Consider the following 22,043-nt stretch of genomic DNA (forward strand, 5'->3'; position numbering starts at 1 on the left):
TCTGGTGGTGACATTTACGCCCCGCGGAATCTGACATCTCCTACTGCACGGATTTTCGGAACCCGGTCATAGTTGAGACATCGCCGAGAGCGGAACCGGAAAAGCGAAAGCCGGACCGGGGAGCGAACGGCGGAAAGGGAAACCGAGGCGACCGACCCGACCGGCGGGCCGGAGCCGCGCAACCGAAGGAGCCTCCCATGGCGCAGAACGAGATCAACAAGGACGAGCAGTTCGACATCGAGGTCGAGGAGCTGGACACCGTCAACGGCGGCGTCTCCGTCTCCTCCCTGCTCTCCGCCGCCTGCCCGGTGTCGAGCTTCAGCTCGGTGTCGAACTCCGTCGCCGAGGTCTCGGCCGAGTAATTCGGGTCCTGTGCGGGGGTGGGGCCCGCGCCGGCGGGCCCCCCCCCCCCCCCCCCCCCCCCCCCCACCCCGCTCCGGCCCCAACCCCCCAGCCGCACCGCCAGATTGAAGGAGAGCCGGGCATGGACAGCCTCCGGCACGAGCTGACGCGGTTCATCCAGCAGCCCGCCGCTCAGCAGGACCCACCCGCGCTCTACCGCAGGCTGCTGGCCGAGGCGCCCGTCCTGGACCTCGGCCCGCTGTACGTGGTCTCCGGCTACCAGGAGATCCTCACCGCCTTGATGAACCCCGGCACCCACGTCGACCCGACCAGCGTCGGACTGCCCAGGGCCGGGAACACCGCCCTGCTCAAGGTGGTCAACCGGATGCTGCCGATGCGCGACGGCGCCGACCACACCAGGCTCAAGCGGCTCGCCACCGCCGCGTTCAGCCACCGCAGGCTGGAGCAGATGCGCGAGCGGATCGAGACCACCGCCGCCCGGCTGCTCGCCCCGCTGATCGCCGCGGGCTCCTTCGAGCTGGTCGCCGACCTGGCCGTCCCGCTGCCGGTCGCCGTCTCCTGCGCGATCCTGGACGTCCCCGACTCCGAGCAGAGCCGGATCACCGGCTGGGCCGGCCTGGTCTCCCGCGCCATGCTCGACCCGTCCGGCACCGGCCCCGGGGCCGCCGAGCTGGACGCCGAGTTCGCCGAATTCCACGCCTACGTCGAGGAGTTGTGCGCCGCACGGGCCGCCCGCCCCGGCGACGACCTGATCAGCAGGCTGACCGTCGCCCGCGGCGAAGGGCGGCTGGACACCGAGGAACTGCTCGCCTTCGTGGTGATGCTGCTCGCCAACGGACTGGAGACACTCACCTCCGGACTGGCCGTCGCCGCCTGGGAGTTGATCCGCACCCCCGGCCTGGCCGCCCGACTGCGCGCCCGACCCGCCCTGGCCGCCGCCGTGTTCGACGAGGCCCAGCGCCTCGGCAGCCCCGTCCGGGCCAGCGCCCGCGCGCTGACCCGCGAGGTCGCCCTCGGCGAAACCGTCCTCCCGGCCGGCAGCGTCGCCATGCTGCTGTACGCCGCCGCCAACCGGGACCCGCGCCGCTTCGCCGACCCCGACCGCTTCGACCCCGACCGCCCCGAGCGCCAGCACCTCGCCTTCGGCCACGGACCGCACCACTGCCTGGGCGCCCCGCTCTCCCTGATCGCGGGCGCCGCCGTCCTACGCGGCCTCGCCGAGGCCGACGCCGCACGGGAGTTGAGCACCACCCTGACCGACGCCACCGCCCGCCCGAACGAGCAGTTCGCCTTCGGCGGGATCCGCGAACTGCCGGTGGCCTGCCCGCTGCGCACCGCGCCGCAGCCCGCGCCGATGGAGGTGGCGGCATGAGCACCGTGACCGAACCCGAGGAGCGGGAACGGGAGCGTCCGCAGACCGCGGCCGTCGCCGCCGCCCGGGCCGCCGCCGTGCTGGAACCCGGGCTCGACCAGCCCGTCCGGCTGATCGCCCCCCGGCTGTGGCTGGCCGGCGCCGCCCTGGTGCTGGCCGTCGGCGCGGGCGCGGGCTGGGCGGTGTGGGGCAGGCTCCCGCACACCATGACCGTGCCCGCGGTCGCCGCCCACGGGGACGCCCCCGTCCGGGTCGCCGCCGAACGCGCGGGCAGCCTGGTCGAGTTCGAGGTCCGCCCCGGTGACCGGGTGACGGCCGGGCAGGTGCTGGCGCTGGTCGGCGACGGCACCGCGCGCACCGAGCTGACCGCCCCCGCCACCGGCACCGTCAGCGCCCTGCTGGCCGCCCCCGGCGCTCAACTCGCCCCCGGCACCCCCGTGCTGGCACTGGACCGGGCCGACGCCCCGGCCACCGTCCGGCTGCTGGTGGACGACCCGGCGCAGGCCGCGAAGCTCGCCCCCGGCCTGCCCGTCCTGGTGCCGGTGCCCGGCGGCGGCGCGATCCGCGCCCTCGTCGACCGGGTCGAGGCGCTGCCCGTCCGCGCCGACACCCTCGACGGCACCCTCCCGGTCGCCGTCCCCGGCCTGCCCACCGGCGGCGCACCCGTCTGGGTCGCCTACGCCCGGCTCCCGCAGGGCGTCGCGCTGGAGGGCCCGCTGGCCCTGGACGTCCGGGTCGACCTCGGCAGCCGTCACCCGTACCAGGCGGTGCTGGGCCAGGAGGCGAAGCGATGAAGCCCGTCCGGACCGCGGCCGTCGAACCGCCCGCCACCGAACCGCGCACCGCCAACAGCGGCGCCCCGAAGGCCGCGCCCCCGCCGCGGCCCGCGCCCGGCCGCAAGCGCACCTACCTGCGCACGCCCGTCGTGCCGCAGATGGAGGAACAGGACTGCGGGGCGGCCTGCCTCGCCGTGGTGCTCGGCGCGTTCGGGCGGCGGGTCACCCTGAACGAGGCCTCCCGGGCCTGCGGGGTCAGCCGGGACGGGGTCAGCGCCGCCGCCGTCGCCCGCGCCGCCGGGCGGTACGGGCTGCAGGCCCGCGGCCGCCGGGTGGTGCGCCGCGAGGACGAGAGGCTGCAGGGCCTCGACGCGGTGCCGGTGCCGTCCGTGGTGCTGGTCACCGGCCCGCACTTCGCCGTCTTCGAAGGCGTCAAGCGCGGCCGGATCCACGTCAACGACCCCGCGCTGGGCTCCTACTCCACCACCCCCGCCGAGTTCTGGGACTCCTTCGCGGGCATCGCCGTCGGCTTCGAGCCCGGCCCCGACTTCGAACCCGGCGGCCGCCGCTTCCCGCTGCTGCGCGCCCTCGGCACCCGGATGCGGCCGTACGCCTGGCCGATGCTGGCCGCCGTCCTGGTCGGCATGCTGATGACGGTGCCCGGCGTGGCCTCCGCGTTCCTGCTGCGCACCTACCTGGCCACCGTCGTCAACGGGGGCGCCACCGACTGGGCCCTGCCGCTGACCCTGGCCGGGGCCGCCGTCACCGCACTCGTCCTGGCCGGGAACTGGCTGCGCTCCGCGACGGTCAACCGGGTGCTGGAGGCGATGGCCGCCCGCTCCTCGGCCGCCTTCCTGTGGAAGATGCTGCGGCTGCCCGGCGCGTTCTTCCACCGCCGCCAGCTCGGCGGCCTGGTCACCCGCGTCCAGCTCAACGACGGCCTCGCCAACCTGCTCTCCTACCGGGTCGCGGGCGCGGCCTCCTCGCTCGCCGCCGCCGCCGTGCACCTCGCCGCGCTGCTCTGGCTGGCCCCGGAGCTCGCCGCGATCCCGCTCGCCGTCGCCGCGCTCGACGTGCTCGCGCTGCGCTCCGCCGACCGGCGGCGCGGCGGCACCGTCCACCGGCTGCACGCCGAGGGCCACAAGCGCGACGGCGTCGCGTTCGCCGGGGTGTCCGCGATCGAGACGGTCAAGGCCGAGGGCGCCGAGGACGCGCTGTTCCGCTCCTGGGCCGGCTGGCAGGCCCGCGCCGCCCACACCGGGCAGCAGGTCGCCCGCAGCGTCCTGGTGCCGCTCTCGCTGCCCGGCGCGCTCAACTCCGCCGCCGCGGCCGCCGCGGTGATCGCCGGAACCGCCCTGCTGCTCTCCGGATCGCTCTCCTTCGGCACCCTGCTGGCCTTCCTGCTGCTGCTCAACGGCTTCCTCCTGCCGGTCTCCCAACTGGTCGGCACCGGCTCCGAGTTCACCGTCGCCCGGGCCCAGAACGCCCTGCTGGAGGACATCGAGACCAGCGAGGTCGACCCGTACCTCACGCCCGTCCTCGACGCCCCCGCCGAACCCGTCCGGCTGCGCGGCGAACTGGAGCTGCGCGACCTGGAGTTCGGCTACGACCCGAACCGTCCGCCCGCCCTGAGCGGCATCTCGCTGCGGATCGCCCCCGGCGAATGGGTCGCCGTGGTCGGCGGCAGCGGCAGCGGCAAGTCCACCCTGGCCCGGCTCGCGGCCGGCGTGCTGCGCCCCTGGAAGGGCGAGGTGCTGCTCGACGGCCGCCCCCGGGACGACTGGCACCGCGCCGTCGTCACCAGCCAGGTCGCGTACGTCGAACAGCAGTTGCGGCTCTTCGAGGGCACCGTCCGGGAGAACCTCACCCTCTGGGACGCCTCCGCCGACGAGGACGCCCTGCACCGCGCCCTCGCCGACGCCGAAGCCGCCGAACTCGTCCACCGCCGCGGCGGACTGGACGCCCGGATCGACGAGGACGCCCGCAACTGGTCCGGCGGCGAACGCCAACGCCTGGAGATCGCCCGGGCGTTGGCCCTGGACCCGGTGCTCGTGGTGCTCGACGAGGCGACCAGCGCCCTGGACGCCCACACCGAGGCCGTCGTCAACGCCCACCTGCGCCGCCGCGGCGTCAGCTGCCTCGTCCTGGCCCACCGCCTCAGCACCATCCAGGCCGCCGACCGGGTCGTGGTGATCCGGGACGGCCGGATCGTCCAGCAGGGCCCGCCCGCCGAACTCGCCGAGCAGGACGGCCCCTACCGCGACCTGCTGCGCGAGGCCGAGCACGCCGGGACCACCCGCACCACCCCCACCACCCAGCCCGCCCGGACGGAGGAGCAGGCATGACCGTCACCACCGCCGCCCCCGCGGGCGGCCCGCAGACCACCGCGGCGGACCCCGAGCGCGGCCCGGCGACCCGGGCCGACGCCACCGCGGCCGCCAACCGGACCGCGCTCGCGGACGCGTTGGCGCAGTTCGGCACCACCACCCGTCCGCACACCTCCCCGCGCCGCGGCGGAGCCGCGCCGACAGCGCCGCGCCACCGCGCGGACCAGGCGCGGGAGGTGCTGCGGGCCCTGGGGGTGCCGGTGCCCGAGCAGCTCCCCGCCGCGGTGCGGGACGCCGCCGACCCGGTGACGGCGCTGCTGCGCCGGGCCGGCGTGCGCTGGCGCCCCGTGACGCTGGACGGCGGGGACGAGCGCGGGACGGCCGGGCCGATGGTGGCGTTCGCCGCCGAGGACGGCCGGCCGATCGCCCTGATCCCCCGGGCGGGGCGGCACCGCCGCCACGACCCGGGCTCCGAACGGGCTGCCACCCGTACGGAGTTGAGCCGCCAGGCGCTGCTGCTGCACCCGCCGCTGCCGCCGGGGTGCCCGACCCCGGCCGACCTGCTGCGCTTCGCCCTCGCCGTGCCCGGTGCCCGCCGGGACCTGGCGGTGCTGAGCGTGGCGGGTCTGGTGTCGGCGCTGCTCGGCCTGCTCGTCCCGCTGTCCACCGGAGTGCTGCTGCCCGGCCTGCTGCTGGCCGAACGGCACCCGGTGCGCTGGCTGGCCGTGCTGCTGGGCTCCGCGGTGGTGGCGTCCTGGCTGCTCACGCTGGTCCGCAACACCGCGGCCGTCCGGCTCACCGGCCGGGTGCAGCACGCGCTCGAACCCGCCGTCTGGGACCGGCTGCTGGCCCAGGACGCGCGGTTCTTCCGCGACTACACCACGGGTGACCTGGTGCACCGGGCGAACGCGGTGGCGCAGGCCCGCCAGGCCCTCTCGGAGGTGCTGGTGGGTGCCGTGCTGGGCGCGGTGTTCGCCGTCACCGGGCTGACGGTCCTGCTGCTGGTGGACTGGCGGCTCGGCGGGCTGCTGCTGCTCGCCGTGCTGGCGGTGACGGCCGGGCTGCTGCTGCTCGGCCGTCGCCGTCAGGAGCACGAGTCGCAGGTGTACGAGGCGCACGGGCAACTGCAGGGCGTGCTGTACGGGCTGCTGCTGGGCATCGACAAGATCCAGACCGCGGGCCGGGAGATCCAGGCGTTCGCCCGCTGGGCCGTCCCGTTCGCCGGGCAGAAGCGCGCGGACGCCGCCGCGATGCGCAGCGAGGCGCTGTCCGGCGCCCTCACCGCCGCGCTCCAACCCCTGCTGCTGGCCGTGCTGCTGGCGGGGGCGACGTTCGGCTCGGCGGCCGAGGCCGGGCACCTGGTCGCGGCGGGCGTGGCGGCCGGCCAGGTCGCCTTGGCGCTGGGCCAGGTCACCCACGCCGCGGCGGGCGCGTACGGGGTCGCCCCGGTGCTGGAGCGGCTGCGGCCGATCCTCGTCGAACCGGCCGTGAACGCCGCCGAGCGGGCCGGCCGACTCGCCGACCCGGGCCGCCTGAAAGGTCGACTGGCCCTGGAGAACGTGGTGTTCCGCTACCCGGGCAGTGCGCTGCCGACCCTGGACGGGGTGTCGCTGCGGGCCGAGCCCGGCGAGTTCGTCGCGGTGGTCGGCCCGTCCGGCGCCGGGAAGTCCACCCTGGTCCGGCTGCTGCTCGGCTTCGAGCGGCCCGAGTCCGGTGCGGTCCGCTACGACGGTCTCGAACTCGCGTCGCTGGACGCCAGGTTGGTGCGCCGCCAGCTCGGCTCGGTGCTCCAGCACGGCCGGATGCTGCGCGGCTCGCTGCTGGAGAACCTGGCCGGGGCCGACCCCGACGTCACCGAGGACCGGATCTGGCGCGCCGCCGAACTCGCCGGCATCGCCGACGAGTTGCGGGCCCTGCCGATGGGCCTCGGCACCCGGGTCGGCGAGGATGCCCAGGGCTTCTCCGGCGGCCAGGTGCAGCGCCTGCTGCTGGCCCGCGCCCTGGTCCGCGACCCGGCCGTGCTGCTGCTGGACGAGGCCACCTCCGCGCTCGACAACGCCACCCAGCAGCGGGTCGCCGAGGCCGTCGCCGGACTCGACCGCACCCGCCTGGTGATCGCCCACCGACTGAGCACCGTCCGCACCGCCGACCGGATCTACGTGCTGGACGGGGGACGGGTGTCCGCCGAGGGCACCTACCGCGAACTTCTCGGCACCGACCCGCTGTTCACCCGCCTCGCCCGCCTCCAGGAGATGTGAGATGTCGCTCGACGTTCAGACCTGGCTCCGCACCGCCGGAACCCCGGGCCAGCAGGCCCCGACGACCGCCCTGCTGCCCGGCCTGCCCGGCGCCGACGAGCGGCTGCACGCCGTGATCGCCGCCGCGGCGAGCTTCGAGGAACGCGCCGCGGCCCGCGACGACGGGCAGGCCCTGTTCGCCCCCGACCCGGCCGAGGACCGGCGCAGCCGCGCCGCCGCCGTGGAGACCTGGCTGCGCCGCGCCGCGGGCGACCAGCGTTCCGCCGGGGTGCTGCTGGACCACCTCGCCGGGACCGGCCGCCCGCTCGGCGACGGCCTGCGCCGCGTCCGCCTCACCGACCCGGCGAAGCTGCCGGGTTGGGCGTACCCGCTGGCGGTGTTCCTGCGCGCCCAGAGCGCGGCGCCCGCGACCGGGCCGGGCGCGGTCGCGGCGGGCTTCCGGGCCGCCGCCGACGCCCTGCTGCCCGCGGGGGAGGGCTCGGTACTGGGCGTTCCGGTCACCGCGAAGGGCCGCGCCGACGTGGTCGCCACCCTGGCCGGGCGGCTGGTGGAGGTCGCCAACCTCACCCTGTGCCAGGAGTTCCAGCTCGCCACCGGCCGCCCCCGCGCGACGAGTTGGGACGCCGAGGGCGGGCCGGACGCCTCCACCGCGGGCTGGCTGGCCCGGCTGGAGCGGCTGCCCGCACTGGCCTACCTGATCGGCACGGTCTGCCGCCAGTGGCAGGAGATGTACACCGAGATGTTCGCCCGCCTCGCCGCCGACCGGGCCGGCCTGGTCGAGCAGATGTGGGGCGGCACCGACCCGGGCGCGCTGGACGCGGTGCACGGCGACGCGGGCGACCGGCACGCCCAGGGCCGCTCGGTGGCGCTGCTGCGCTTCGAGAACGGCGCGGGCGTGGTCTACAAGCCCAAGGACATGCGGCACGCCGCCGCCTTCCTCGGTCTGGTCGAGCGCCTCAACCGGGAGCTGAGCCTCGACCTGCCGCTGCGCACCGTGCTGATCCGCTCCGACCGCGGCGACGACGGCCACGGTGCCTCGCTCAGCACCGACTGCTCCGGCGACTACGGCTGGGAGGAGCTCGTCCCGTCCCGCCCCTGCGCCGACCGGGCCGGCTTCGCCCGGTTCTACCGCCGCCTGGGCATGACGATCCGGCTGGTGCAGCTGCTGGAGGGCCGCGACCTGTGGGCCGACAACCTGCTGGCCGACGGCGAGCACCCCGTCCTGATCGACCTGGAGTGCCTGCTCTACCCGCGCGTCCAGGCCCCGCCCGTCCTGACCGAGGGCCAGCGCGGCCTGCTGGACGAGCTGGAGACCACCGTGGTGCGCACCGCGATGGCCTTCCAGGCGTGGACCCCGACCGGACGCACCGACGCCCTCGACATCGGCTGCCTGTCCCGGGTCGGCAGCCTGGAGACCTCCCCCGGCGTGCCCGCCCTGCCGCTGCCCGCCTACCGCCCGGTGCACGACGGGCAGCCGGCCGACCCGTGGCAGTACACCGAGGAGGTGGCCGACGGCTACCGCGAGATGCACGCGGCCCTGCACCGGCTGCGCGGCGAACTCGCCGACCCCGAAGGCCCGCTGAGCGGGTTCCGGGGCATCTGGGTGCGCTACATCTGGCGCCACACCTGGGACGGCTACAAGATCCTGCGAGCCTCCACCAGCCCGCTCGCCCTGGACGACGGGGCGACCCGGGAGACCGTCATCGCCGGTGCGCTGCGCGGCGCCGTCACCGCCCGCGCGGGCGACGCCGCCCGCGGCGACCTGTTGGAGGTGGTGCTCGCCGAGCTCGACTCGTTCCGCTCCTTCGACATCCCGTTCTTCCGCTCGCTGACCACCTCCTCCTCGGTGTTCACCGCCGACGGCCGGGAGATCCCCGGGCACTTCCGGTCCACCGGCTGGGAGCGCCTGCAACAGCGGGTCGCCGAACTCGACGGCTTCGACCTGGAGGGGCACGTCGCGGTGCTGTCCGGCTGCACGGACGCCGCCCGGGCCGGCACCGAGCAGCCCCCGGCGAAGCCGCTCCGACCGCTGCGCGCGGCCGAACCGCCCACCTCCGGCGAGCTGCTCTCCGCCGCCACGGCGCTCGGCGACCGCATCCTCGCCGACCGGCGCCCCACGGGCTGGCTCGGCCAGAGCTGGTACCCGGGCACCGGCCTGCGGCAGGTCGAGGCGCTCGGCCCCGACCTGACCTCCGGCACCCTCGGCATCGCCCTGCTGTTCGCCGAACTCTGGTCCGCCACCGGCGAACCCCGCTTCCACCGGGCCGCGCACGGTCTGCTCGCCGAGGCCGCCGCACTGATCGACCCGGAGGAGCCGATGGCCTTCGCCTTCGCCGGGGACTCCCGGCTGGCCTCCGGCGCGCCCGTCCCCGGCGGCTTCTTCGGCCCCGGCGCGATCATCCACGGCCTGGCCCGCGGCGGCCTGCTGCTGGGCGAGAGCGACTTCCTCACCGCCGCCCGGGCCCTCGTCCCCGGCGCGCTGACGGTCGCCGAGTCCGCCTCCAACCGGCCCGGCCGCCCGGTGCGGGTCCCGCACGCCGACGTCCCGCTCGGCACCGCGGGCCTGCTGCTGAACCTGCTGCGGCTGCGCCGCGCCGCGGGCGGCAGCCACGACGACACCGACCGGGCGATCCGCACCCTCGCGGCCACCGCCCTCGACCGACTCGCCGACGAGCACACCCCGTTCGACTTCCTGGAACTCGTCCCCGGCGGCGCCGACTCGATCGCCGCCGCGCTCGCCCGCACCCTCGCCGAGGCCCCCGCCCTGCTTGCCGACCCCGCGGACGTCCGGGCCCGGCTGCGCGCCCACCGCTTCGCCACCGGCACCCGCTCCGGCCGCCTCGCCTGCCTCGACACCGCCGTCTCGCTCGGCGCCGACGCCGTCGACCGGGCCGACCTCGGCGCCCTCGCCCCGCCCGTCACCGGCCCCGAACTGGCCGCCCTCACCGGCCGCGCCCTGCTCTCCGCCGCCACCGAGGCGCTCACCGCCGCCGAGGCCGGACTCGTCCACACCCTGCCGGAAGGCACCGAGGCCCTGCTGGACGGCCCGTTCTACGACGGCCGCGAGGCCGCCGCCCTGATGGTCCGCGAACTGCTCACCCGCCACCGCCTGCACGGCACCTGGTTCCCGGACCGGGCCGCGCACGACGCCGTCAACCTCGGCGCGCTGGACGGCACCGTCGCCGTCGGCCTGCTGCTGCTGCGCCTGCACGACGCCTCCGCCGCCCCGCTCGCCACCCTGCGCTGACCGCGCGCCGCTTCGAGGAGTACCCGCCATGTCCGAACTCATCGGCTTCAAACGCCACTTCACCCCGTACGTGGTCGACGGCGAGGCCGTCTACCTGGTCTCCGAGCGCGGCGTCTCGGTGGTCGACGGCAAACTCGCCCAGGCCCTCGCCCCGCTGCTGGACGGCACCCGCACCGCCGAGCAGATCGGCGCCGCCCTGGACGGCGTCGTCCCCGCCGACAAGCTCCGCGCGGGCGTCGACAAGCTCCGCGCGGGCGGCTGGGTCACCGCCGCCGACCCGGCCACCGACCGCCCCGGCGCCGCCTTCTTCGAGATGGCCGGGCAGGACGGCGACACCGCGATGACCGCGCTGCGCGGCGCCACCGTCCGGGTCGAGGTGTACGGGGAGCTCGACCCCGCCCCGTTCCTGGCCGCGCTGGCCGCCGCGGGCGTCACCGTCGACCAGGACGCCGCCTTCACCGTCGCCCTCACCGAGGACTACCTCCACCCCGGCCTGGCCGAGCGCAACCGGCAGGCCCTCGCCGACGGCCGCCCCTGGCTGCTGGCCCGCCCGGTCGGCTCGATCGTCTGGGTCGGCCCGGTGTTCAGCCCCGACGCCCCGGGCGCCGAGAACACCGACGGTTCAGGCTGCTGGGAGTGCCTGGCGCACCGGCTGTCCGCCAACCGGCAGTCGCTCAGCTACCTGCAGCACCGCCTCGGCCAGGACGAGCCGATCTCCACCGCCGGGGCCCACCTGCCCGCCACCCTGGCGCTCGGCACCCAGCTCGCCGCCCTGGAGACCGCCAAGTGGCTGGCCGGGGTCCGCCCGCCGCAGCCCGCCGTCACCACCCTGGACACCGTGCTGCTGGAGAGCGAGAAGCACGTCCTGGTGCGCCGCCCGCAGTGCCCGTCCTGCGGCGACGACGCGATGGTCTCCCGGCGCCAACTGGCGCCCGTCGCCTTCGAGTCCCGCCCCAAGGCGTTCACCGCCGACGGTGGCCACCGCTCCGCCTCGCCCGAGGACATGCTGGAGAAGTACCGCCCCCAGCTCAGCCCGATCACCGGTGTGGTCACCACCCTCGTCCCCGCCGCCCGCACCCCCACCGGCCTGCGGGTCTACGTCTCCGGGCAGAACCTCTCCCGGCAGAGCGGCGACCTGAGGCAGCTGCGCACCGGCCTGCGCTCGGTCTCCTGCGGCAAGGGCCGCACCGACGTGCAGGCCCGGGCCTCCGCGCTCGGCGAGGCCATGGAGCGCTTCTCCGGCGTCTTCCAGGGCGACGAGGCCCGCCGCACCGCGACCTTCGCCGAACTCGGCGACGCCGCGATCCACCCCTCCCGCACCCTGCTCTACTCCGCCAGGCAGTACGCCGAGCGCGACCGCTGGAACGTCAAGCAGTCGATGTTCAACGTCGTCCCGGTGCCGTTCCGCGAGGACGACCCGATCGAGTGGTCCCCGGCCTGGTCGCTGACCGAGCGGCGCCACCGCTGGCTGCCCACCCAGGCGATGTACTACGGCTACCGGCACGGCGGCCGGTTCTACGCCGCGGGCGACTCCAACGGCTGCGCGGCCGGCACCTCCTTCGAGGACGCGGTGCTCCAGGGCTTCCTGGAACTCGTCGAACGGGACGCCGTCGCGCTGTGGTGGTACAACCGCGTCCAGCGCCCCGCCGTCGACCTGGACGCCTTCGGCGACCCGTACGTCGACCAGCTCCGCGAGGTCTACCGCGGCCTGCGCCGGGAGATCTGGGCACTCGACCTGACCGCCGACTTCGGCATCCCCGTGGTCGGCGCGTTCTCCCGGCGGCTCGACGCCGGGAGCGACGGCGCCAACGAGGACGTGCTGATCGCCTTCGGCGCCCACCTCGACCCGCACATCGCGCTCACCCGCGCCCTGACCGAGATGAACCAGTTCCTCGGCCCCGTCGCCGGGGACGAGCACGGCCGGGTCACCTACGCGGGCGCCGACCCCGAGCAGAAGGCCTGGTGGACCACCGCCACCGTCGCCAACCAGCCCTACCTGCTGCCCGACCCGAACGCCCCGCGCTCCACCCCCGCCAGCTGGCTCCCGCTCGCGGGCGCCGACCTCGCCGACGACCTGGCGCTCGTCCAGAAGATCGTCGAGGACCACGGCATGGAGTTCCTGGTCGCCGACCAGACCCGCCCCGACGTCGGCCTGCCCGTCGCCCGGGTGATCGTCCCCGGCATGCGGCACTTCTGGGCCAGGTTCGCGCCCGGCCGGCTCTACGACGTCCCGGTCCGGCTCGGCTGGCTGGACACCCCGACCCCGGAGAGCGAGCTCAACCCGATCCCCGTCTTCATCTGACCGTCCGCGGGGCAGCCGGGCCCGGCTGCCCCGCCCCTCCGGGGAGGTACCCGTGACCGTCATCGAAACCCTGCCGCCCGCCCCCGCCACCGGGGGCCACCACCCGCTGCGCCGCCTGCTGCGGCTGCGACCCGAGGTCGAGGTCACCGCCCAGGGCGCCGACGTCGAACTCGCCCACCCGTGGGGCCGCCAGCGCGTCCACGCCCTCGGCGAGCGGACCGTCGCCGCGCTGCTCGACCTCACCCGCGCCGACGCCGACCTCGACCTGCTGGCGCTCGACCACGTCCGGCTGCTGAAGCTGCTCGAACGCTTCCCGTACCTGGTGACCACCACCGTCGCCGACCCGTTCGGCACCCCGCTGGCCACCGCCGTGCCGATCGCCCGCTCCGCCGCCCTGCCCGGATTCGCCCGCCCCACCGGCGAGTTGGTGCTCTCCCGGTTCGCCTACCTGCGCCGCCTGCCGGACGGCCAGGGGCAGGACGGCGAGAGCTGCGTCCTCGAATCGCCGATGGCGCCGTTCCGCCTCACCCTGCACCGGGCCGCCGCCGGGGCCTTCGTCGCCGCGCTCAGCACCTCCCGCACCGCCGAGGCCGCCGCCCTGCTCGCCGGGATGAGCCCCGCCGAGGGCGAGGCGCTGGCCGGACTGCTCGCGGGCGGCGGCTTCCTGGACACGGGCAAGGGCGCCGAGGCCCCGCTCTGGGACTTCCACGACCTGCTGTTCCACGCCCGCAGCCGCCCCGGCCGCCACGACTACCCCACCGGCGGCGTCTTCGCCCACCAGGACGTCCCGCAGCTGCCCGCGGTCTCCGCCCCCGGCGCCCGCGAGGAGGGCGAGGGCATCGACCTGCCCGTCCCCGACTGGGAGACCGTGGTCGCCCGCGACCCCGCGCTCAGCGAGGTCCTGGAGGGCCGCCGCTCGGTGCGCACCTACGCCGACGCCCCGGTCAGCCTCGACCAACTCGCCGAACTGCTCTACCGGGTGGCCCGGGTCCGCCGCGTCATCCCCGGCGACCCCGCCGACCCGCACGGCTACGACGGCGTCGAACGCCCCTACCCGGCCGGCGGCGCCACCGGCGAACTGGAGGTCTACCTCTCGGTGGTCAAGTGCACCGGCCTGGAGCCCGGCGTCTACCGCTACGACGCCGCCGCCCACCGGCTGCGCCCCCGCCCGTTCCAGCACCCCGGCGAGGAGGCCGCGTTCAGCGAACTCGTCACCGCCGCCTGGCGCGCCACCGCCTGCACCGTCGACCCGCAGGTGCTGCTCACCGTCACCAGCCGCTTCGGCCGGCTCTCCTGGAAGTACAGCCAGATCGCGTACGCGCTGACCCTCAAGCACGTCGGCGTGCTCTACCAGACGCTCTACCTGGTGGCCACCGCGATGGGCCTGGCCCCGTGCGGCCTCGGCTCCGGCGACACCGACGCCGCCGCCCGGGCGCTCGGCCTGGACTGGACGGCGGAGTCCTCGGTCGGCGAGTTCCTGATCGGCAGCCGCCCGGCCGGGGTGCCGCGCACCGCGCACGGCTTCGCGGACGTGGTGGCCGCCGCCCGCGCCGGGGAGGGCTTCGGCGAGAACTTCTGACGCCCCTCCCGGACGCACGCCGACGACCCGTCAGCGGGAACCTGACGGGTCGTCGGCGAGCCGTTCCTCCTCCGACCGCCCTACAGCCAGCCGCACTCGCGGGCGATCCGGATCGCGTCGCAGCGGTTGCGGGCCCTGGTCTTGGCGATCGCCGCCGAGACGTAGTTGCGCACCGTGCCCGGCGAGAGCGACAGCGCCGCCGCCGCCTCCCGCACCGTGCTGCCCTCGGCGATCTCGCCCAGCACCGCCAGCTCCCGGCGGCTCAGCGGCCCGGCCTGGCCGGCGCGCACCACGTCCAGCACCAGCCGCGGGTCGTACACCCGGCCGCCGCGGGCCAGTTCGCGCACCGCCGCGATCAGCGCCGCCGCCTGCACGTCCTTCAGCAGGACCCCGGCCGCGCCCTCCACCAGCGCCCGCCGCAGCTCCGCCGTCCGCGGCAGCGCCGGGACCAGCAGCAGCACCGCCGTGCCGGGCGCCGCCTGCTGCACCTGCCGGGCCAGCGCCGGGCCGTCCGGCTGCTCCGGCTCCAGGCCCAGTACCGCCACCGCGGGCCGCACCCGGGCGGCCGCCGCCGCGGCCTCCTCGCCCCCGGCCGCCTCGGCGACCACGGCGAGGTCCTCCTCCCGGTCCAGCAGGGCCCCCAGGCCCGAGCGGAACAGGTGGTGGCCGTCGGCCAGCAGGAGCGTGGCCTGCTCCGCCGCCACCGCCCCGCCGGGCGGGAACCGGCCGGTCGTGACCCGCTGCTCCAGCGGGCGTTCCAGTGCGGTCGTCATCCGCGCGCCTCCCCCCGGTCCGTTCCGGCCCGATCAGCCCCAGCCCCAGGTGCCGGACAGCTGCGGGCCGCCGGTCGGGGTGCCGGACGGGCTCGGGCTGCCGGACGGCGCGGGCGTCGGGTCGGACACGCCGGGGCCGATCACGACCGCCTGCGCCCCCGCCTCGACGGGCTGCTGCGGACCGCCCGCGACCGCCCCGTCGGCGGTGACCACGGCGCCCCGGTGGGCCGGCCCGGTCAGTTCGGCGGCGGTGGCGACACCGCCCACGGTCAGAGCGCCAAGTACGGCAATCGCGACAATTCGGATGTTCAGCGACATGGGAGTGCCCGGTCCTCTCGCGTTCGGCTGATCCCCGGGCTGCCACCGGGGAGTGTGGTGTGAGCCGCCGTCAGGCGTCCGGTGCGCTCCGCGTCCCCCGCCGGGGGCTGCTGCCGCGGTTCCCGCTCCGTCGTCCTGCCGACAGCAACGAGAGTGCTCCCGGTGGCCCCTCCGTGTCAGCAGTCGGAGCTGGCACCAGAGTGCCGTGACACCCTGAGGACAGCTCCGACCCCGCGTTGGTGATGTACGGTCAACTACGGGCGCGGTCCTGCCACCGGCCCAGCGCGAACCACGGATCCGCCTCGCACCGCGCCACCGACCAGCCCGCCAGCGGCCCCTCCGGCCCCACCAGCGCCCGCACCCCCGCCCGCAGCGCCCGCTCCGCCACCAGCAGCGAGGAGGCCGTCAGGAAGCACACCGCCGCCAGCCCGCCCCCGTCCCCCCGCACCCGCGCGTGGCACACCCGGGCCCCGTCCAGCGGCAGCCGCAGCAGCAGTGCCCGTACCGGACCGGCCCCGGCCGCCTCCGGACAGCCGCCCGCGGCGGGCGGCGGAACCAGCTCCAGACGGATCGCGTACATCCGTCCAGCGTGGCAAATCCCGCGCCGATCCGGACCCTCGGCCGGGTGTCAGATCCCCGCCTGGCACGAATATGACAGTTGCCGGGCGCCCTTCACGCATCGCCCACCAGTGCGACAGAATCTCCGCAAGTCAGTTCTCCCGCTGTCCGGTGAGCGCTAGTCTGACGCCCCGTCAACGGGAATCCGGGGGGTGCGCGGCACCTGCGCGCTGGAGGTCGACATGGGCAGAACCACGAGAACGGGCACCTGGTCGGGCGCGCGGAAGACCGACTGTTGACCGCCGGCGGCCCGGTGGGGCTCGACGCGTTCGGCGAGGCGGTCTACCGCGCCATGCTGCTCCACCCCGACCTGGACACCGGCGGCCTGGCCGCCCACCTCGACGCCACCGAGGCCGAGGTCTGCGACGCCCTCGACCGGCTCGCCGACCTCGCCCTCACCCGCCCCACCAGCTGCGGCACCCGCTGGCGCGCCGTCAACCCCGAACGCGGCCTCGCCGCCCTGCTCGCCCACCAGGAGGCCGAGGAGGCCCGCCGCCAGCGCGAAGCCGAACGCAGCCGCGCCGCGATGGCCGGGCTGATCGCCGAGTACGCCAGCATCCACGCCCCCGGCGCGGGCGAGCAGCGCGGCATCGAGATGCTCTCCAGCCTCGACCAGGTCCGCGACCGGCTCGTCCAGCTCGCCTCCGACGCCACCGCCGAAGTGCTCTCCTTCGCCCCCGGCGGCCCCCAGCCCGCCCCCGTCATGGAAGCCAGCCGCGCCCTCGACCAGGAGACCCTGGAACGCGGCGTCCGGATGCGCACCGTCTACCAGGACAGCGTCCGCAACGACCCCGCCACCGTCCAGTACGCCCGCTGGCTGCACGGCCTCGGCGGCGCCGTCCGCACCACCCCCACCCTCCCGCTGCGCATGATCGTCGTCGACAACGCCACCGCCATCGTCCCGATCGACCCCGACGACCCCCGCAAGGGCGCCGTCCTGCTCCAGAGCCCCGGCGTGGTCGCCGCCCTCCGCGCCCTCTTCGACCAGGTCTGGGAACACGCCCGCCCCCTCGGCGAGAGCCCCCAGCGCGACCCCCACGGCCTCACCGGCCAGGAACGCGAACTCCTCCGCCTCCTCGCCGAAGGCCTCACCGACGAACGCGCCGGCCAACGCCTCGGCGTCTCCCTCCGCACCGTCCGCCGCATGATGGCCGACCTCATGGTCCGCATGGACGCCCGCAGCCGCTTCCAGGCCGGCCTCCACGTAGCCGCCCTCGGCTGGCTCGAAACCCCCGAGGACGCCCCCGCCTGACCAACGGAGCCACCCGGAGCCCGCCACAGGCGGTGCCGGTGCCTGGCCCGTCAGGGTGCGCGCGTGCCGCCCTGGCGCTGTCCGCCACCGTCGCCCGCAGGCGTGTCCGCTGCCACCCTGACCGTCCCGCAGCGCACGCCCGCCGCAGGCGCTCCCACTGCCCTCTGGCGCGGCTGCCCGCCGCAGGCGGTTTCAGCGGCGGTGCTTGCCGCTGGTCGGTGCGGGCGCCGGGTACGGGATGCGGAGCTTGCGGGCGAAGGGGGCGACCGAGGCGCCCACGCCGAGCGGGCGGGCGAGGACGAAGAGCGACAGGAGGACCGCGAGCGAGCCCGCCGCCAGGCCGGTCAGGCTGCCGAGGAGGCTCGCGCCGAAGCGTCCCGCCAGCCAGTGCGCGGCCAGCGCGCCGGGGAGGCAGGCGAGGACCAAGCCCAGGTGCAGGGTGACCAGGCGGCCGCCCTCCAGCCCGCTGCCGCGCCGTCCGTCGCGGCGGACGCCCAGGTCGACGGTGGCGTTGGCGCCGGGCGCGAAGGCGTCGGTGCGCAGCACCATCGTGGCGTCCGGCCTCCCCTCCGGCTGTCGCGGCGCGGGCACCGCGGCCGCCGGGGGCGCGCCCTTCGCGAGGCGGCGGCCCAGCGCCACGCCGGTCACCACCGCCGACAGGGTGGCCGCCACGGTGTGCGCGACCGCCATGCCGATCACCTTGTAGCGCAGCGGCAGCGTCTCGTACGCGACCCAGCACAGCGCCGCGTTGGTGCCGGTGGAGATCAGGGTCAGCCAGAACGGCGTCCGGGCGTCGCCCATCGCGTAGAAGCCGCGGGCCAGGCCGTACTGGGCGCAGAAGGCGGGCAGGCCGACCGCGAAGGCCATCAGCAGCAGGCCGACCACCATCGCGTCGTCGTGCACGGACGCCCCGGAGCCGTAGCCGTACGCGGCCATCGCGATCTGCGAGCCCAGCGCGAAGAACAGCACCGCCGCGGTGACCACCATCGCCGCCGAGGAGCGCAGCACGCCCGACAGGTCCTCGCCGATCTTCCGGTAGTCGCCCGCCGTCGCGGCCCGCGACATGCTCGGCAGCAGCGCCGTCACCAGCGACACCGTGATCACGCCCTGCGGGACGACGAACAGCGCGTAGGCGTTGTTGTAGGCGGAGAAGCCGCGTCCGCCCGGGATGCCCGCGTCGTACGCGGCGTCGCCCGCGCCGGTGCTCAGGCTGGTGATCACCGCGAAGGACAGCTGGGTGGCCGCCACCAGGGCCAGCGCCCAGCCCGCCGCGCGCAGCGGCCGGGTCAGGCCCGCGCCGCGCCAGTCGAAGCGCGGGCGGTAGGTGAAGCGGGCGGAGCGCAGCGAGGGCAGCAGCGCGGCCGCCTGCACCACGATGCCCAGGGTCGAGCCGAGGCCCAGCAGCAGGGCGTCCCCGCTGCTCACCTCGCTCGCCGCGTGGGCGTGCCGGCCCATCGCCAGGTAGCCGCCGAACACGCCGATCGCGACCACGTTGTTCAGCACCGGCGTCCACATCATGGCGCCGAACCGGTCGCGGGCGTTCAGCACCTGCCCGAGCAGGGTGAACACGCCGTAGAAGAGGATCTGCGGCAGGCAGTACCGGGCGAAGGTGATCGCCAGTTCGCGCTGCACGGGGTCCTTGAACTCGGAGTACAGGTCGACGATCTGCGGGGCGAACAGCCAGGCGCCGACCGTCAGCACCACCAGGATCACCCCGCACAGGGTGAGCAGCCGGTCGGTGTACGCCTGGCCGCCGTCCTTGTGGGTCTGCATCGCGTGCACCAGCTCCGGCACGAACACCGAGGCCAGCACGCCGCCGAGCAGCATCATGTAGACGATGTTCGGCAGCGAGTTCGCCACGTTGAACGCCTCGCCGGCCGGGCCGGTGGTCAGCGCCGCCACGATCACCGCGCTGCGCACGAAGCCCAGCGCCCGCGAGGCCAGCGAGCCCATCGCCATGATCAGGCCGTTGCGACCGGTGGAGGCGGCGGGCTTGGCCGCGGCGGGCTCCGGGGCCCCGGCGGCCGGTTCCTCGCCCGCCCGCGGCGGCGGCACCGGACGCTCCGGGGCCCGCGGCGGGTACGACGGCCAGCCGGGCTGCTCGAACGCCTGGGCCGGGATCCGCCCCAACTGCACGGTGGGCTGGTCCTGCCCGGCGTAGCCGCCCTGCGGCTGCTGCGGCTGCTGGTACGGGGCGCCCTGCGGGGGGCCCTGCTGCTGGTACGGGTTGCCCGGCGGCTGCTCGTACCCGCCGCCCTGCGGGGAGTACGGGTCGCCGGAGTTGTCCGCGGTGTGCATGGTCATCGGACCCCCCGTCGATCGGTGCCCGTCCGGCGTTGCGTGGGTGAGTGCGGGAAGTCGGTCCGTTCCGGACTCCGCCTGCCGGTTGCAGGGTGCACCAGCCGCAGAAGTCTGCCCCACTTCGGCACCCGATGGGGAGTCGAGTGCCGACCGGTGGGGTGTTCGACCGGGTCGCACCGGTGTCCGGAGGCCTTGCGGCGGGCGCCGGGCAGCGCCGTTTGCGCCCGGAAACACGCGGAATGCTGGCCACGCCCTTCCCCCGGGCGGAGGATGCGGGCAACGCAGTGTGACGTTGCTCACGGTCCGTCAGGAGCGCCTCGGATCGCGCTCCGTGGCGGACTCCGCCCACCTCGTCGGCCCGACCATCGAATCGCCCGCCGAACCGCCCGGCCCGCCCCGCCCGCCCGCCGATCCGCCCGCCGATCCGCCCGCCGATCCGCCCACCGGCCCGTCCGCCTCCGCGACCCCCACCGGCGGCAGCGGCGGCGCCAGCACCCGCTGCACCCGCGGCCGGGCGCGCCGCCGCAGCCGTCGCACGTCCCGGCCGATCCGCCCGGGCCGCCACAGCTCCAGCGCGAGCGCGGGCGCGGCCAGCACCACCGGGGCGGCCGCCCAGCCCGCCAGCACGTCGCTGGGCCAGTGCACGCCCAGCGCGATCACGGTCCAGCCCACGGCGAGCACGGCCAGCGCGGCGGCGCCGCCCGCCGCGCACCGCACCGGCCGTTCCGCCCGCGGCCACAGCAGCGCCAGCAGCGCCCCGCAGGTGACCGCGGAGGCCAGCGCGGGGCCGGACGGGAAGGCCGGGCCGGGGGCGGCCGCCACCGGGTCGACGAAGTGCGGCGGGGGCCGGTCGGTCAGGGCCCGTCCGGCCCGCTCCGCGGCCCAGCCCAGCAGGGCGGCGGCCGCCGCCCAGCCCGCCAGGGCCCGGGTGCCGGTGGCCCACAGCCAGGCGGCGGCCGTCCCGAGCAGCGTCCGCATCACCCAGGGCGCGCCCAGGTCGGCGAGCGTCTGCAGGGAGGCCGTCCACACCGGGTGCCGCAGCGCGTACCGGTGCAGCAGCGCGCTCCAGCCCCGGTCGAACCGGGCCAGCGGCGACCAGCCGGTCCGCACCAGCAGCAGCAGCAGCGCGAACACCAGCGCACCCGCCAGGGCCGCCCCGGCACAACGGAGCGCCGCCGTGCGTTGTACCGGGGGACGGACCGCTCCGGGCGCGGGCCCGGAGCCGGGCCCCGGGTCGGGGTCGTTGGACTGGTGCATGACAGACACCTTCCCAGCGGCGGGGAGCGATCCGGCGCTGGGGCGATAGCGATTGCGCATCGGTTGTGCGGACGTGCCGCGAAGACCCCGCACCGATTCGGTGCCGGTCCGCGGGAGCGCGCCGTACGGACCGCGTCACGCTGCGTGTAACGGTCGGATGAAAATCGGCAGGATACTGCATCCCCGGCGGAAAACTGAGCCACTTGGGAATGTTGTCCGTTTTCTGTGCGTTGGATCGTTACGTGTGAGCCACGAACGGCCCACACGCTGGTGCCGAGCGGCGGAACGGAGCGCCCCCGGCAGCGTCAGTGAGGGAGCAAGCATGGCCACCCGTGCCGTCGTACGCGACAGGGCCGATCGGAGTCGTACGGCCCGCCCGACCAACCTCGAAGCCGACCGCGACCTGGTCGGCATGTACCTCGACGAGATCGCCAGGACGCCCCTGCTCGACGCCGCCGAGGAGGTCGAGCTGTCCCTGCGCATCGAGGCCGGGGTCTTCGCCCAGCACCTGCTGGACGAGGAGGAGCAGCTCGACGGCGTCACCACCGAGGAGCTGCAGGCGATAGCGGACGACGCCGAGCGCGCCAAGGACGTCTTCATCCGGTCCAACCTGCGCCTGGTCGTCGCCGTCGCCCGCCGCTACCCGCGCAGCGGCCTGCCGCTGCTCGACCTGATCCAGGAGGGCAACGCGGGCCTGGTCCGGGCGGTGGAGAAGTTCGACTACTCCAAGGGCTTCAAGTTCTCCACCTACGCGACGTGGTGGATCCGCCAGGCGATCACCCGCTCCATCGCCGACCAGTCCCGCACCATCCGGCTGCCCGTCCACCTGGTCGAGGAGCTCGGCCGGATCCGCCGGGTGCAGCGCGAGAAGGCCAAGGAGCTGGGCCGCGAGCCGGAGCCCGCGGAGATCGCCGCCGAGCTGGACACCACGGAGCAGCGGGTCAAGGACGTCCTGGACTGGTCGAGGGACCCGGTCAGCCTCAACATGTCGGTCGACGACGAGGGCGAGACCCAGTTCGGAGACCTGGTGGAGGACACCGGCGCGGTCTCCCCGGAGGACGCGGTCATGGTGATGCTGCGCCGCGAGGAGCTGGACGACCTGATCGGCCGCCTGGACGACCGCACCGCCTCCATCATCCGCAGCCGCTACGGCATGGAGGACGGCCGGGAGCGGACGCTGACCGAGGTCGGCAAGCAGCACGGCCTGACCCGCGAGCGGATCCGCCAGATCGAGAAGCACGCCCTCGCCGAGCTGAAGAAGATCGCGGACCACGCGGGCTTCGAGGCGGCGTAGTGGGCG

15 protein-coding genes are annotated in these 22,043 nt (G+C 75.9%); 10 read left to right on the top strand and 5 right to left on the bottom strand.

The features are described from left to right. Positions 1 to 197 precede the first annotated feature (197 nt). The 8 genes from ACFY00_RS10960 to ACFY00_RS10995 all read left to right on the top strand — a co-directional run bounded on the left by ACFY00_RS10960 (position 198) and on the right by ACFY00_RS10995 (position 14,224). Positions 198 to 362, top strand: a complete 165-nt coding sequence (locus ACFY00_RS10960) for a hypothetical protein (RefSeq protein WP_157845508.1) — start codon at positions 198 to 200, stop codon at positions 360 to 362. Positions 363 to 484: 122 nt separating this feature from the next. After that, positions 485 to 1,735: a cytochrome P450 gene (locus ACFY00_RS10965; RefSeq protein WP_388029661.1), complete on the top strand. Its 1,251-nt coding sequence runs from the start codon at positions 485 to 487 to the stop codon at positions 1,733 to 1,735. Beyond that, positions 1,732 to 2,529, top strand: a complete 798-nt coding sequence (locus ACFY00_RS10970) for a biotin/lipoyl-containing protein (RefSeq protein ID WP_388029664.1) — start codon at positions 1,732 to 1,734, stop codon at positions 2,527 to 2,529. The genes ACFY00_RS10965 and ACFY00_RS10970 overlap by 4 nt, the downstream gene beginning before the upstream one ends. Further along, entirely contained in the window at positions 2,526 to 4,856 is a 2,331-nt protein-coding gene (locus tag ACFY00_RS10975; protein ID WP_388029666.1) for an ATP-binding cassette domain-containing protein, read from the top strand. The genes ACFY00_RS10970 and ACFY00_RS10975 overlap by 4 nt, the downstream gene beginning before the upstream one ends. Beyond that, positions 4,853 to 7,096 (top strand): ATP-binding cassette domain-containing protein, encoded by a 2,244-nt coding sequence (locus ACFY00_RS10980; RefSeq protein ID WP_388029669.1) that lies wholly within the window; start codon positions 4,853 to 4,855, stop codon positions 7,094 to 7,096. Before ACFY00_RS10975 ends, ACFY00_RS10980 begins: the two co-directional genes overlap by 4 nt. A gap of 1 nt (position 7,097) precedes the next feature. Beyond that, entirely contained in the window at positions 7,098 to 10,343 is a 3,246-nt protein-coding gene (lanM, locus tag ACFY00_RS10985; protein ID WP_388029671.1) for a type 2 lanthipeptide synthetase LanM, read from the top strand. Positions 10,344 to 10,371: 28 nt separating this feature from the next. Further along, on the top strand, positions 10,372 to 12,645 hold the full coding sequence (locus ACFY00_RS10990; RefSeq protein ID WP_388029674.1) for a TOMM precursor leader peptide-binding protein: 2,274 nt from the start codon (positions 10,372 to 10,374) through the stop codon (positions 12,643 to 12,645). Positions 12,646 to 12,697: 52 nt separating this feature from the next. Next, positions 12,698 to 14,224, top strand: a complete 1,527-nt coding sequence (locus ACFY00_RS10995) for a SagB family peptide dehydrogenase (protein WP_388029676.1) — start codon at positions 12,698 to 12,700, stop codon at positions 14,222 to 14,224. Between the two features lie 80 nt (positions 14,225 to 14,304). On the opposite strand, the gene ACFY00_RS11000 is transcribed toward ACFY00_RS10995, so the two are convergent. From ACFY00_RS11000 to ACFY00_RS11010, 3 genes are all read right to left on the bottom strand, one after another. Continuing rightward, positions 14,305 to 14,997 carry a DNA-binding response regulator gene (locus tag ACFY00_RS11000; protein ID WP_388029679.1) on the bottom strand — a complete coding sequence of 231 codons (693 nt, stop codon included), beginning with the start codon at positions 14,995 to 14,997 and terminating at the stop codon, positions 14,305 to 14,307. A gap of 33 nt (positions 14,998 to 15,030) precedes the next feature. Then, entirely contained in the window at positions 15,031 to 15,315 is a 285-nt protein-coding gene (locus tag ACFY00_RS11005) for a hypothetical protein (RefSeq protein WP_388029682.1), read from the bottom strand. Positions 15,316 to 15,565: 250 nt separating this feature from the next. Then, complete coding sequence (locus ACFY00_RS11010) at positions 15,566 to 15,895, bottom strand: hypothetical protein (protein WP_388029685.1); 330 nt, start codon at positions 15,893 to 15,895, stop codon at positions 15,566 to 15,568. 273 nt (positions 15,896 to 16,168) lie between these two features. On the opposite strand from ACFY00_RS11010, the gene ACFY00_RS11015 reads away from it, so the two are divergent. After that, the gene (locus tag ACFY00_RS11015; RefSeq protein WP_388029687.1) at positions 16,169 to 17,185 is read left to right on the top strand and encodes a LuxR C-terminal-related transcriptional regulator; all 1,017 of its coding nucleotides are present in this window, start codon (positions 16,169 to 16,171) and stop codon (positions 17,183 to 17,185) included. 192 nt (positions 17,186 to 17,377) lie between these two features. On the opposite strand, the gene murJ is transcribed toward ACFY00_RS11015, so the two are convergent. Together murJ and ACFY00_RS11025 are read right to left on the bottom strand one after the other, a co-directional pair. After that, positions 17,378 to 19,489: a murein biosynthesis integral membrane protein MurJ gene (gene murJ / locus ACFY00_RS11020; RefSeq protein ID WP_388029688.1), complete on the bottom strand. Its 2,112-nt coding sequence runs from the start codon at positions 19,487 to 19,489 to the stop codon at positions 17,378 to 17,380. A gap of 303 nt (positions 19,490 to 19,792) precedes the next feature. Continuing rightward, entirely contained in the window at positions 19,793 to 20,620 is an 828-nt protein-coding gene (locus ACFY00_RS11025) for a phosphatase PAP2 family protein (RefSeq protein WP_388029691.1), read from the bottom strand. Positions 20,621 to 21,065: 445 nt separating this feature from the next. On the opposite strand from ACFY00_RS11025, the gene ACFY00_RS11030 reads away from it, so the two are divergent. Next, positions 21,066 to 22,037 (top strand): RNA polymerase sigma factor RpoD/SigA, encoded by a 972-nt coding sequence (locus ACFY00_RS11030; protein ID WP_388029694.1) that lies wholly within the window; start codon positions 21,066 to 21,068, stop codon positions 22,035 to 22,037. The last annotated feature ends 6 nt before the right edge of the window (positions 22,038 to 22,043 follow it).

Source organism: Kitasatospora sp. NPDC001540, assembly GCF_042894345.1.
GTDB lineage: Bacteria > Actinomycetota > Actinomycetes > Streptomycetales > Streptomycetaceae > Kitasatospora > Kitasatospora phosalacinea_C.

Coding starts and splice junctions, on each gene's coding strand:
- ACFY00_RS11030 (WP_388029694.1), top strand. CDS start 21,066: ATGGCCACCCGTGCCGTCGTACGCGACAGGGCCGATCGGAGTCGTACG.
- ACFY00_RS11005 (WP_388029682.1), bottom strand. CDS start 15,315: ATGTCGCTGAACATCCGAATTGTCGCGATTGCCGTACTTGGCGCTCTG.
- lanM (WP_388029671.1), top strand. CDS start 7,098: ATGTCGCTCGACGTTCAGACCTGGCTCCGCACCGCCGGAACCCCGGGC.
- ACFY00_RS10975 (WP_388029666.1), top strand. CDS start 2,526: ATGAAGCCCGTCCGGACCGCGGCCGTCGAACCGCCCGCCACCGAACCG.
- murJ (WP_388029688.1), bottom strand. CDS start 19,489: ATGACCATGCACACCGCGGACAACTCCGGCGACCCGTACTCCCCGCAG.
- ACFY00_RS11000 (WP_388029679.1), bottom strand. CDS start 14,997: ATGACGACCGCACTGGAACGCCCGCTGGAGCAGCGGGTCACGACCGGC.
- ACFY00_RS10965 (WP_388029661.1), top strand. CDS start 485: ATGGACAGCCTCCGGCACGAGCTGACGCGGTTCATCCAGCAGCCCGCC.
- ACFY00_RS10990 (WP_388029674.1), top strand. CDS start 10,372: ATGTCCGAACTCATCGGCTTCAAACGCCACTTCACCCCGTACGTGGTC.
- ACFY00_RS10980 (WP_388029669.1), top strand. CDS start 4,853: ATGACCGTCACCACCGCCGCCCCCGCGGGCGGCCCGCAGACCACCGCG.
- ACFY00_RS10960 (WP_157845508.1), top strand. CDS start 198: ATGGCGCAGAACGAGATCAACAAGGACGAGCAGTTCGACATCGAGGTC.
- ACFY00_RS11010 (WP_388029685.1), bottom strand. CDS start 15,895: ATGTACGCGATCCGTCTGGAGCTGGTTCCGCCGCCCGCCGCGGGCGGC.
- ACFY00_RS10970 (WP_388029664.1), top strand. CDS start 1,732: ATGAGCACCGTGACCGAACCCGAGGAGCGGGAACGGGAGCGTCCGCAG.